We start from the raw sequence: 11,686 nt of genomic DNA on the forward strand, positions 1-11,686 counted from the left end.
AAATAATGAACAACACAGAGATCAAGGGCATTCTGGGCACCAAGCTCGGCATGACCCAGGTCTTCGACGAGGAAAACCGGGTTATCCCTGTTACCGTCGTCGAAGCTGGGCCATGTGTGGTTACCCAGATTCGCACCACCGAAACCGATGGCTACAACGCCATCCAGATTGCCTACGGTGAGATGGATCCCCGTAAGGCAAACAAGCCAGAGGCTGGCCATTTCAAGAAGGCCGGCGTTACCCCTCGTCGCTACGTAGCGGAACTTCGCATGGACGATGTTTCCGGCTACGAGCTGGGCCAGGAGTTCACCGTTGATATCTTCGAAGGCGAGACCTTCGTTGACGTCACCGGTACCACCAAGGGCCACGGCTACGCAGGTGCTATGAAGCGCCACGGCTTCGCAGGCCAGGGTGCCGCTCACGGTAACCAGGCTGCGCACCGTCGCGTTGGTTCGATTGGCCAGTCGGCCACCCCGGGCCGCGTTTTCAAGGGCACCCGCATGGCAGGACGCATGGGTAACAACCGCGTTACCACGCAGAACCTGAAGATCCAGAAGATCGACGGCGAGTCCAACCTGATCCTCATCAAGGGTGCAATCCCTGGTGCTAAGGGCAGTGTTGTCACCGTCAAGACCGCAGTGAAGGGCGGTGCTCACGCATGACCAACCTGACACTAGATGTCCAGACTGCTGACGGTTCAACCAACGGCACTGTCGAACTTCCGGCAGACCTGTTTGACCGTGAGGCTTCTATCCCACTGATGCACCAGGTTGTCAACGCACAGCTTGCTGCAGGACGCCAGGGTACCCACAAGGTTAAGACCCGTGGTGAGGTTCGTGGCGGTGGCCGTAAGCCATTCCGCCAGAAGGGTACCGGTCGCGCTCGTCAGGGCTCGATTCGTGCACCTCACTACACCGGCGGTGGCATTGTCCACGGCCCAGTGCCACGCGATTACTCGCAGCGCACCCCTAAGAAAATGATCAAGGCAGCTTTGGCTGGCGCCCTGACCGACCGCGCACGCAACGCACGTATCCACGTCGTCGAGGAGCTCGTTCCAGGCCAGGACCCATCCACCAAGGCAGCTCGCGCTTTCATCGAGCGGTTGACCGATCGCAAGTCGGTTCTGCTCGTCGTAGGCCGCGAGGACTTGAACGCACGTCGCAGCGCTAATAACCTGCCAAACGTTCATATCCTCGAGCCAGCTCAGCTGAACACCTACGACGTGTTGAACTCCGACGATGTTGTGTTCTCTGTCGAGGCGCTGCACACGTTCACCAACCGCAACGCTGCTGAGGCAGTAGAAGCGCAGGAGGAGAACTAATGGCTAACACCTCGAACGCTCGCGAAATCATCATCGCGCCGGTCCTCTCTGAGAAGACCTACTCGCTGATGGAGCAGAACACCTACACGTTCTTCGTGGACCGTTCTGCAAACAAGACCCAGATCAAGATTGCCGTGGAAGAGATTTTCGGCGTCAAGGTTGCTTCCGTGAACACCGTTAACCGTGAGGGCAAGCGCAAGCGCTCCCGCATCGGTTTCGGTAAGCGTAAGGACACCAAGCGCGCATACGTAACTCTCCGCGATGGCAGCGACTCCATCGATGTCTTCGGCGGCTCGGTCGCTTAAGACCTCCCACCTGAAGACTTCGAAGACAAGGAACAATTATGGCTATTCGTAAGTACAAGCCGACAACTCCGGGTCGCCGCGCCAGCTCTGTTTCCGAGTTCAGCGAGATCACTCGCTCAACTCCGGAAAAGAACCTGCTGGCTCCGCTCCCGAAAAAGGGTGGTCGTAACTCTCACGGCCACATCACCACCCGTCACCGCGGTGGTGGACACAAGCGTCGTTACCGCATCATCGACTTCCGTCGTAATGACAAGGACGGCGTGCTGGCAAAGGTCGCTCACATCGAGTACGACCCAAACCGCACCGCAAACATTGCACTGCTGCACTACTACGACGGTGAAAAGCGCTACATCATTGCGCCTAAGAACCTGAAGCAGGGCATGGTTCTCGAGTCGGGCCCGAACGCAGATATCAAGGTTGGCAACAACCTGCCACTGCGCAACATCCCAACCGGTACCACCATCCACTCCGTGGAGCTCAAGCCAGGCGCAGGCGCTAAGCTTGCTCGCTCCGCTGGTGCTTCCATCCAGCTTCTTGGTAAGGAAGGCTCCTACGCAGTTCTGCGTATGCCTTCTTCCGAGATCCGTCGCGTGGACATTCGTTGCCGCGCAACCGTTGGTGAGGTCGGCAACGCTGACCAGATCAACATCCGCTGGGGTAAGGCCGGCCGTATGCGCTGGAAGGGCTGGCGCCCAACGGTCCGCGGTGTTGTCATGAACCCTGTGGATCACCCACACGGTGGTGGTGAAGGTAAGACTTCCGGTGGTCGTCACCCTGTGTCCCCTTGGGGCCAGAAGGAAGGCCGTACCCGTAACCCTAACCGTTATTCCAACAACATGATCGTGCGACGTCGTCGTGCGAACAAGCGCTAAGAGGAGGTAAACAGACATGCCACGCAGCCTAAAGAAGGGCCCGTTCGTCGATGAGCACCTCCTCAACAAGGTAGACGCTCAAAACGAGAAGGGCACCAAGCAGGTCATCAAGACCTGGTCTCGCCGTTCCACCATTCTTCCTGATTTCATTGGCCACACTTTCGCCGTCCACGACGGTCGCAAGCACGTCCCAGTGTTCATCGATGAAGCAATGGTTGGCCACAAGCTCGGTGAGTTTGCACCTACCAAGACCTTTAAGGGTCACGTCAAGGACCAGAAGGGACGTCGATAAGCGATGAGTGAGACAATCACCTCCGCAACCGCTACCGCGAAGTACGTCCGCATCTCTCAGATGAAGGTCAACCGCGTCCTAGATCTCGTTCGCGGCAAGTCCGTGTCCGAGGCACTGGCTATTCTGAAGTACGCACCACAGGGCGCAGCGAAGCCTGTTGCCAAGGTCGTTGCTTCTGCAGCAGCCAACGCTGAAAACAACTTCGGCCTGGACCCACGCACCCTCGTTGTATCTGAGTGCTACGCCAACGAAGGCCCAACCATGCGTCGCTTCCAGCCACGCGCTCAGGGCCGTGCGTTCCAGATCCGCAAGCGCACCTCCCACATCACTGCGGTAGTTGAAAGCCAGAAGGAAGGGGCCAAGTAATGGGCCAGAAGATTCACCCACACGGCCTCCGCCTGGGTATTACCGCTGACTGGAAGTCCCACTGGTACGCCGATAAGAACTACTCCGAGTACGTCGCTGAAGACATCAAGATCCGCGAGTTCCTGTCCAAGGGCCTGGACCGCGCTGGTATCGCTGATGTTGTCATCGAGCGCACCCGTGACCGCGTCCGCGTTGACATTCACACCGCCCGTCCGGGCATCGTGATTGGTCGCCGTGGCGCAGAGGCAGATCGCATCCGCCGCGAGCTGGAAAAGCTCACCGGCAAGATGGTCGCTCTGAACATCCTCGAGGTCAAGAACGTCGACGCTAACGCAACTCTCGTTGCTCAGTCGATCGCCGAGCAGCTGGTTAACCGTGTCGCATTCCGCCGTGCAATGCGCAAGTCCATCCAGTCTGCAATGCGTCAGCCACAGGTCAAGGGCATCAAGGTGCTCTGCTCCGGCCGTCTCGGTGGCGCAGAAATGTCCCGCGTTGAGCGCTACCACGAGGGCCGTGTTCCTCTGCACACCTTGCGTGCAGAGATCGATTACGGTTTCGCTGAGGCTCACACCACCTTCGGCCGCATCGGCGTGAAGGTATGGATCTACAAGGGCGACGTCGTTGGTGGCGTTCGCGAGTCCGAGCTCAACGCACCGTCCGCAGGCCGTGGCCGTGGTGATCGTGATCGCCGCCCACGCCGTGGTGGCCAGCGCCGCCAGCGTGCAGAGCAGAAGAAGGAGGGCTAAGACTCAATGCTTATCCCTAAGCGCGTCAAGTACCGCCGCCAGCACCGCCCGACTCGTTCTGGTGTGTCCAAGGGTGGCAACAAGATTCAGTTCGGTGACTACGCAATCCAGGCTCTCGAGCCAGCGTACGTAACCAACCGTCAGATTGAGGCAGGCCGTATTGCCATCAACCGCCACGTCAAGCGTGGTGGCAAGGTCTGGATCACCATCTTCCCGGACCGTCCATTGACCCAGAAGCCACTCGGCGTTCGTATGGGTTCCGGTAAGGGCCCAGTGGAGAAGTGGGTGGCTAACGTTAAGCCAGGCCGCATTCTCTTCGAGATGTCCTACCCAGATGAGGCAACTGCTACCGAGGCTCTGCGCCGCGCGGCTCAGAAGCTGCCAATGAAGGTCCGCATTATCGCTAAGGAGGACCAGTACTAATGGCTGTAGGAACCCCAGCACACGAATACCGTGAGCTCTCTCCGGAAGAACTGTCCGAAAAGTTGACCGAGGCAAAGGAAGAGCTGTTCAACCTGCGCTTCCAGCTTGCTACCGGCCAGCTGACCAATAACCGTCGTATCTCCGCGGTTAAGCGCAACATTGCTCGTATCTACACCGTGCAGCGCGAGCGTGAGCTCGGCCTGTCGGTTGTTCCAGGAGCTGAGGCGTAATCATGAGTGAGGCTAACGTGACTGAAAACACCGATAAGGGCGCACAGAAGATCCGTCAGGGTTATGTTGTGTCCGACAAGATGGATAAGACCATCGTTGTTCAGCTCGAGGACCGCAAGTCCCACGCGCTGTACAGCAAGATTATGCGCAAGAACAAGCGCGTAAAGGCTCACGACGAGGAGCAGATTGCCGGCGTCGGCGACCTGGTTCGCATCGCTGAGACCCGTCCTTTGTCCAAGGACAAGCACTTCCGTCTCATCGAGATCGTAGAGAAGGCTCGCTAAAGCATTTTCGCTTTACGACGAGCGCTGGCCCGCAACCTTCCCGGTTGCGGGCCTTTTGCTGTTCTTGTGCGCTGCCCCAAACCAGCGTGGTCGATACTGGAATCGACCAACCCGAAAAATAAGCCATTTATGCTTGCTTAAGTGCACATTAAATCAGCGTGGTCGATTCCAGGAACCAGCTGTGAAATTCCGCGCAAAAACTGCGAGGCCACGCCAGGTTTGCTTAGGTGAGAGGTATGACGACTCCGCAAAACAAGCAAGATCCCCCGGAGCAACCAGAACATCGCACCGCCGGGCCGACATCAGTACCGAGGGCTCGACAATTGCTGCCAGTATTGATCAGCCTGGTCCTCGTACTCTTGGTCGTGGGGGTGATCGCGAGGCAATTCAACAAACCCACCGAACAAGCTAACCCCGATGAACGAGCCCAGGCAGCCCTAGATCACACACTCGCCCAGGCCGAGCAAGACCTAGCTGGTAAAAATATCCAGGTCGAAGGTGAAGTGAAGTCTCAGTCCTGGCGCGGTTACACCGTCACCATCACCGTGGATCCCACCGACCGCATCGCAATTGAGGACTCAGCCGATTTCCTCAAAGGCCAGTGGTCCAAAGACCCGCTCGACCCGAGTTACTTCACCGGGTGGGTGGAATCCGATAACCCACCGACGACGTATCGCATCGACCCACGCGTGGCAAACTCCTGGTTGGTCGAGCTGCTTAGTCAACCCGTCCCGGGGATTTCGCATGTCGAAGTTGTAGCAAATAACGCTGATACCGGGCAGGGGACAAGGTCTGATCGCATCGAGTTCACCGTGGCCAATAGCTGGCAAAATATGGCCGTGCAGCAAGGCCGCGTCACTGAGCTGATCGATGCCTATGTGCCGGTCTACGATGCAGCACCGATTCTCAACTTTGAAACCCAGGCCGATAACAGCCCGCGTCTCAGCCTCCAGCGATTGGAAGCCGCAGACATTGGACCGTCGCTGACAATGATGGCTGAAATCATGAACGCCACCGAGACGGCGACAGAAAACAGCAGCGTAAAAACCGTCCTTGTGCGCAATACCGACGGACTGCTCGAAGTAGAAATTAAGCAAGCCACCAACGCCACGCCACTGGATGAGGCAACCAAAGAGCGCATCGTGCATCAGAATCTTCCAGAGGCGCGGATAGTAGCATAATTTCAGGTTACGGCACGTATTCACAGAAAAGACGATTTGGAAAAGCCACTAACGGCGTGGTTTAATATCTTGGTTGTCTGTGCTGGTCGGCATGCGACGTTGATTTCCGAACGTCCACGCCGAGACCCTTCGACAGTAGTTCGTCGCAAAGCATAGCTTCGAAGACATTGACCACGTGCGTACAGGACGGAAATCTGGCGCACAATAATCCAGGTCAGGAGACCAACAGTGATTCAGCAAGAATCGCGTCTGAAGGTCGCCGATAACACTGGTGCACGTGAAATTCAGTGCATCCGCGTCCTCGGTGGATCTGTTCGACGCTTCGCCGGCATCGGCGACACCATCGTCGCCTCCGTCAAGGACGCTGCCCCAGGTGGCAACGTTAAGGCGGGCGAGGTTGTACGCGCAGTTATCGTGCGTACCAAGAAGGAAACCCGTCGCGCAGACGGCTCCTACATTGCATTCGATGAGAATGCAGCCGTACTTATCAAGAATGACTCTGAGCCACGTGGCACCCGTATCTTCGGCCCAGTTGCTCGCGAGCTTCGTGACAAGAAGTTCATGAAGATCGTTTCTCTCGCACCGGAGGTGATCTAGTCTTATGAAGATCAAAAAGGGTGACATGGTTCAGGTAATTTCCGGACCAGACAAGGGCGCTCAGGGCAAGGTCATCGAGGCCTACCCAAAGCGCGACAAGGTCCTCGTTGAGGGCGTTAACCGTGTGAAGAAGCACGTCGCAAACTCCGCCAACGAGCGTGGCGCTGAGTCCGGCGGCATCGTAACCCAGGAAGCTCCAATCCACGTGTCCAACGTGATGATCCTGGATACCGATGGCAACCCATCCCGCGTGTCTTACCGCTTCGATGAAGACGGCAAGAAGGTTCGCGTTGCTAAGTCGAACGGGGAGGACATCTAAGATGGCTGACAACTACACACCACGCCTGAAGACCCAGTACCGCGAAGAAATCCGCGGCAAGATGGGCGAGCAGTTCGGCTACGACAACGTCATGCAGGTCCCTGGCCTGACCAAGATTGTTGTCAACATGGGCGTCGGCGATGCTGCACGTGACTCCAAGATGATCAATGGTGCTCTCGAAGACCTCACCGCGATCACCGGCCAGAAGCCACAGCTGCGTCGCGCAAAGCAGTCCATTGCTAACTTCAAGCTCCGCGAAGGCATGCCAATCGGCGCAAAGGTTACCCTGCGCGGCGACCGTATGTGGGAGTTCCTGGACCGTCTGCTGACGGTTGCACTTCCTCGTATCCGCGACTTCCGCGGCCTGTCGGACCAGCAGTTCGACGGACATGGCAACTACACCTTCGGCTTGACCGAGCAGACCATGTTCTACGAAATCGACGTTGACAAGATCGACCGCCCACGCGGTATGGACATCACCGTTGTTACCACCGCGACCAACAATGAAGAAGGCCGCGCTCTGCTCCGCCACCTTGGATTCCCATTCAAGGACAAGGACGGCAAGATGCAGCAGGCATAAGCCTCGCTCGCTTCTCGACGAAAAAACAGCGCCCTTCCTCACCGATTTCATTCGGAGAGGAAGGGCGCTGTTTTTGGTTATGCCGCTACTTATTCAAACTACTTGGCAGCAGCGGTTGCTGATCCAGTGCCTAGCTCTGCTGCAGCCTGCTGGGCTTCCGCAAGCTTGACGCGTGCGGCCTTTTCATCTTCGGTTGCCTTAACCAGACGTGCTTCTGCAGCTTCGAGTTCTTCTTCCGCTGCGTGTAGCAACTCTTCTGGCTTGGTTTCTGCGTTCTCGGACTTCTTCTTGCCTGCGTCTGCAGGGATCAAGATGATAATCGATGCCAGCGCGATCAGAGCCATGATCAAGATGACGCCCATCGCAACCATGCCTGCTTCACGCACCAGGACGTTATCTTGGCGTCCGGAGAACTGGAGGACGTTGCCCAGGACGGAGGAACCGGAGGTCTGCATTGCGGTGAAGATCGAGGTAGGAATTGCTGCACCGAAAGCAGCGCCCAAAGAAGATGCCATCTTGTACACACCCGAGCCGGAGCCCGCCTTTTCGTCGGGAAGAGCGCTCAAGGCCGCGTCGGTCGATGGGGTGGCGTAGAACGCAAGACCCAGGCCGAACAGACAGTAAGCAATAACGGCGAGAACAACGTAGGTGCCTGTCATGGTGTTGGTGAACATCAGCAATGCGACGCCCACGGCCACGATGCTTGCACCCCAGACCATGGGCTTCTTGTTACCGTAACGCTGCAGCAGCTTCTCACCAACGCGGATGAACACGATGATAAACAGTGCATAGCCAATGGTGAGGTAGCCGGACTGAGCTGCAGACCAGCCTGCGGCACCCTGCATCACCCAGAGGGAGACTGGGATCAATCCCGCGGTTGCGTTGATCAGGAAGTTCGACACGGTTGCGCCGGTGAAGACTGGGTTCTTGAACAGGTCGAAATCAACCAGAGCGTCCGGGTTGCCTAGCTCTACCTTGATAAACCAGGTCAGCGAAGCAATGCAGATCACGATAAGTGCCCAGGTGATCCAGCTGGTCCACCCGATCGTGGAGCCCTGGGTGATCACGAGCAGCAGGGTCAGAACGAATAGAGCCAGGGAGATGATGCCTGGGTAGTCGGTCTTCTTGTTGGAGTCCTTCGCAGGAGCATCCTCTGGGATTTGGCGCATCAGCATGATGGAGATGACCGAGATAACTGCGGAGATCAAGAAGATGGAGCGCCAGCCCAGTGGGGTGGCTGCCATAAAGCCACCGAAGAGAGCTGCCAGGCCGGAGCCACCCCAAGAACCGATGGACCACATGGACACGGCGCGCTGACGCTCCTTGCCCTGCCAGTAGGTCTTCAGAAGGGCCATCGTGGAAGGCATGATGCATGCCGCCGACAGGCCCTGGAGGATACGGCCGGCGATGAGCATGGTGGTAGCAAGTGCTGCTGGGCCACCGGCTAGGCCAACGAGGAGGGAACCGATGATACCCAGGATGTTGCCCAAAGTAGCAATCTTGACGCGGCCGACCTTATCGGCGAAGCCACCGGCCACGACGATGAACATGCCGGAAAACAGTGCGGACAGGGAGATCGCGATGTTCATGACGGCCGGTGGGGTACCGATGTCGTCACCGATTGCCGGGCCGATGTTGAGGGTGGTCTGAGCAAAAAGCCAGAAGGTGATAACGGCAAGCACGATACCGAGCAGGGCAGAGTCATTGCCCTTGAACTCGGTCGCACGTTTCATTGTTGTGGTCATGTTTTATGCATCCTCTTTCTTGACTAGCCATGGAGAAGCAGCAACAACGGCAGCTTCGACACCTCGGTCGAGCGTTGGCTGCAGGTCAGGGGCGAAAGCTGGGTTGTGATTGCCTGGGGCGTTCTTCCAATCCTCGAAGCCACCAACGCACCAGTAGACGTAAGGCACGTTCATGGAATCAGGCACGATGGAGAAGTCTTCCGATGCCGAGACAGGATCGATGTCGAGAGAATCTTCGCCGAAGAACTCGTCGAAAGCTGCGCGCACCTGCTCATACGGCTCCTGGTCGTTGGAGGTCAGTGGGTAGATGTCGTAGTACTCGAACTCTGGCTCCTTAGGGGAGCGAGCTGCCACGCACTCAGCGCGAACGATGCGCTCGATTGCCTCGTGCATGTGTGCTTCGACGTCCTTGTCGTATGCGCGAGTGTTGACCAGAAATTCGGCGTCATCCGGGATGATGTTCGACTTGGTGCCGGCGTGCAGTGCACCCACGGTAACTACTGCCATGTCGTTCGGAGCAATTTCGCGGCCGACGATGGTTTGCAGGCGGGTCACGATGGTGGACGCGAGAACCACTGGGTCAACGCTGAGCTGTGGCATGGAGCCATGGGAGCCCTTGCCGAAGACTTTGATGCGAATCGACGATGCGGCGGTGAAGATGGTTCCAGGCTTGCTTGCCACGGTTCCACCAGGGGTGACAGCAACAACGTGCTGGCCAAGGTAGACGTCAGGCTTTGGCATAACGTCAGCGATGCCTTCGTCGACCATTTCCTGCGCGCCAGCTGCGATCTCTTCTGCTGGCTGGAAGACACCGACGTAGGTGCCAGCCCAGGAATCCTTGTGTGCGTTGAAGAACTTCAGCGCCGTCAGCAGACTCATGATGTGGAAGTCATGGCCGCAAGCATGGGAAACGGCGAAGTTCTCGCCACTGCGCTCGTCGACCTGCTCAGCAGTAGAGGCATACTCCTTGCCGGAGACTTCTTTGACGGGGAGAGCGTCAATGTCGCCACGCATAGCTACGACTGGACCCTCGCCATTTTCGACGATTGCGACGAGACCAGTTTTGCCGACCGTGTGCACCTCGATGCCCGCAGCTTCAAGCTCGCTACGGATTCGTGCAGAGGTTTCATACTCTTGCAGGGATAGCTCAGGGTGCTGGTGAAAGAACTTCAGCAGTTCTTCGCGCTCGGAACGAGTGCTGTCCATATCGGACAGAATCTTGGTAAGAGCGGTGTTACTCATTGTTACCCTTCCGTAAAATTCATTCATCTGAAATTTGCGCATGGGAACATAAAACAAGGGTTTACCATCACTTTTACCTTGCCCCCATACAGGTCCAAGCCTAGATCCGGCCCCGTCATTCTGCTTTGTGAACAAATACGAGGTGTTACCTTGGGACCCCTTTCGGGGGCAAAAATATAGTAGATATTATTTATTGAGGCTTGTTAAAAGGGGTGCTTTAATGGTGAAGATAATTGAAAGTTGACGGGAGCAAAGATGGCACTCAATGAGATCGCGGAAGCAGCGGTGAGTAAGAAAGTAGAACTGCTAGATAAGGACTTCCCGCGTTTTGCTGTGCGCGCGATCCTCGCGGGTGTCTACCTCACGCTGGGCACGGGCTTCGCCGGTGTGGTGGGCCAAGCCGTCGAATCAGCAAACCCTGGCCATGGGTTGGGCAGCGTCGTCTTTGCGTTCCTTTTCGGCTTGGGCCTGTTCTCCATTGTTATCCTCAACGCTGACCTCGCTACCGGAAACATGATGTTTGCTTCTTACGGAGCAACAACGAAACAAATCGGTTGGGGCAAGGCAGTCTGGTTTGTCGTAGCTACGACGATCTTCAACCTTCTCGGAGCTGTCATCATCGCCGCGATCCTGGGCTATTCCGCAAAATTCGCCTCGATGGACCCGAATCACCTGATCTCTACTCTTTCTCAGGGAAAGCTGGAAAAGGAGCCCCTCCAGGCCTTCGTCGAGGCCATCGCCGCGAACTTCGTGGTCAATATGGGCGTCGTGGGGGCGTTGTTTGCGAAGGATTTCGTGTCGAAATTCTTCGTCATCGTGCCCATTATTGCTATCTTCGTCGGGCTGGGTCTCGAGCACGTGATTGCAAACTTCTCGCTAATGACCATTACTATGTTTGGCTCGAACCCGCTTCCTAGTGCGATGACCGTTTCCAACGTGGCCATCAACTGGGCCGTTGTCTGGCTGGGGAACTTTATCGGTGGTGGCCTACTGATTGGCGGAGTGTATGCATGGCTAAACAAAACAAAGACCGCCTACACGGACTAGCAGCCCCTCTTGCAGCCCCCTTTCGGGCGTGGAAATGTTGTTTTCCACAGGAATCCCACATTTTTGCCACTCTGTCGGTCAAAGGGGTAGAAAATAGGCAGCCAGAAAGTAGCTATAAATTCGGGGTCCGGGGGGA

17 protein-coding genes are annotated in these 11,686 nt (G+C 56.9%); 15 read left to right on the forward strand and 2 right to left on the reverse strand.

The window, feature by feature from the left end:
• Positions 1-5 precede the first annotated feature (5 nt).
• The 14 genes from rplC (at position 6) to rplE (ending at position 7,516) form a co-directional block, all read left to right on the forward strand.
• Positions 6-662: a 50S ribosomal protein L3 gene (gene rplC, locus ACXZ66_RS02710; protein WP_458750316.1), complete on the forward strand. Its 657-nt coding sequence runs from the start codon at positions 6-8 to the stop codon at positions 660-662.
• Positions 659-1,321: a 50S ribosomal protein L4 gene (gene rplD, locus ACXZ66_RS02715; protein WP_458750317.1), complete on the forward strand. Its 663-nt coding sequence runs from the start codon at positions 659-661 to the stop codon at positions 1,319-1,321. The genes rplC and rplD overlap by 4 nt, the downstream gene beginning before the upstream one ends.
• The gene (gene rplW, locus ACXZ66_RS02720) at positions 1,321-1,626 is read left to right on the forward strand and encodes a 50S ribosomal protein L23 (RefSeq protein WP_458750318.1); all 306 of its coding nucleotides are present in this window, start codon (positions 1,321-1,323) and stop codon (positions 1,624-1,626) included. The genes rplD and rplW overlap by 1 nt, the downstream gene beginning before the upstream one ends.
• A gap of 38 nt (positions 1,627-1,664) precedes the next feature.
• Positions 1,665-2,498 (forward strand): 50S ribosomal protein L2, encoded by an 834-nt coding sequence (gene rplB, locus ACXZ66_RS02725; RefSeq protein ID WP_458750319.1) that lies wholly within the window; start codon positions 1,665-1,667, stop codon positions 2,496-2,498.
• Between the two features lie 16 nt (positions 2,499-2,514).
• Positions 2,515-2,790: a 30S ribosomal protein S19 gene (gene rpsS / locus ACXZ66_RS02730; RefSeq protein ID WP_458750320.1), complete on the forward strand. Its 276-nt coding sequence runs from the start codon at positions 2,515-2,517 to the stop codon at positions 2,788-2,790.
• A 3-nt stretch (positions 2,791-2,793) separates the two neighbouring features.
• Complete coding sequence (gene rplV, locus ACXZ66_RS02735) at positions 2,794-3,156, forward strand: 50S ribosomal protein L22 (RefSeq protein ID WP_458750321.1); 363 nt, start codon at positions 2,794-2,796, stop codon at positions 3,154-3,156.
• Entirely contained in the window at positions 3,156-3,902 is a 747-nt protein-coding gene (gene rpsC / locus ACXZ66_RS02740; protein WP_018297775.1) for a 30S ribosomal protein S3, read from the forward strand. The genes rplV and rpsC overlap by 1 nt, the downstream gene beginning before the upstream one ends.
• Positions 3,903-3,908: 6 nt before the next feature.
• Positions 3,909-4,325 (forward strand): 50S ribosomal protein L16, encoded by a 417-nt coding sequence (gene rplP, locus ACXZ66_RS02745; protein ID WP_018297774.1) that lies wholly within the window; start codon positions 3,909-3,911, stop codon positions 4,323-4,325.
• A complete protein-coding gene (gene rpmC / locus ACXZ66_RS02750; protein WP_458750323.1) occupies positions 4,325-4,555 on the forward strand; it encodes a 50S ribosomal protein L29 in 231 nt (76 codons plus the stop codon). The genes rplP and rpmC overlap by 1 nt, the downstream gene beginning before the upstream one ends.
• A gap of 2 nt (positions 4,556-4,557) precedes the next feature.
• Entirely contained in the window at positions 4,558-4,839 is a 282-nt protein-coding gene (gene rpsQ / locus ACXZ66_RS02755; RefSeq protein ID WP_458750325.1) for a 30S ribosomal protein S17, read from the forward strand.
• A 236-nt stretch (positions 4,840-5,075) separates the two neighbouring features.
• On the forward strand, positions 5,076-6,020 hold the full coding sequence (locus tag ACXZ66_RS02760) for a hypothetical protein (protein ID WP_458750327.1): 945 nt from the start codon (positions 5,076-5,078) through the stop codon (positions 6,018-6,020).
• Between the two features lie 228 nt (positions 6,021-6,248).
• Positions 6,249-6,617 carry a 50S ribosomal protein L14 gene (gene rplN, locus ACXZ66_RS02765; RefSeq protein ID WP_458750328.1) on the forward strand — a complete coding sequence of 123 codons (369 nt, stop codon included), beginning with the start codon at positions 6,249-6,251 and terminating at the stop codon, positions 6,615-6,617.
• 4 nt (positions 6,618-6,621) lie between these two features.
• Complete coding sequence (gene rplX, locus ACXZ66_RS02770; protein WP_458750330.1) at positions 6,622-6,936, forward strand: 50S ribosomal protein L24; 315 nt, start codon at positions 6,622-6,624, stop codon at positions 6,934-6,936.
• A gap of 1 nt (position 6,937) precedes the next feature.
• Positions 6,938-7,516 (forward strand): 50S ribosomal protein L5, encoded by a 579-nt coding sequence (gene rplE, locus ACXZ66_RS02775; RefSeq protein WP_018297768.1) that lies wholly within the window; start codon positions 6,938-6,940, stop codon positions 7,514-7,516.
• A gap of 98 nt (positions 7,517-7,614) precedes the next feature.
• On the opposite strand, the gene ACXZ66_RS02780 is transcribed toward rplE, so the two are convergent.
• On the reverse strand, positions 7,615-9,261 hold the full coding sequence (locus tag ACXZ66_RS02780) for an MFS transporter (protein WP_458750331.1): 1,647 nt from the start codon (positions 9,259-9,261) through the stop codon (positions 7,615-7,617).
• 3 nt (positions 9,262-9,264) lie between these two features.
• Positions 9,265-10,503, reverse strand: a complete 1,239-nt coding sequence (locus ACXZ66_RS02785) for an amidohydrolase (RefSeq protein ID WP_458750332.1) — start codon at positions 10,501-10,503, stop codon at positions 9,265-9,267.
• A gap of 255 nt (positions 10,504-10,758) precedes the next feature.
• Between ACXZ66_RS02785 and ACXZ66_RS02790 the strand changes: the two genes are divergently transcribed.
• Positions 10,759-11,550 (forward strand): formate/nitrite transporter family protein, encoded by a 792-nt coding sequence (locus ACXZ66_RS02790; RefSeq protein ID WP_458750334.1) that lies wholly within the window; start codon positions 10,759-10,761, stop codon positions 11,548-11,550.
• Positions 11,551-11,686: the final 136 nt, after the last annotated feature.

Source organism: Corynebacterium sp. S7, assembly GCF_054401105.1.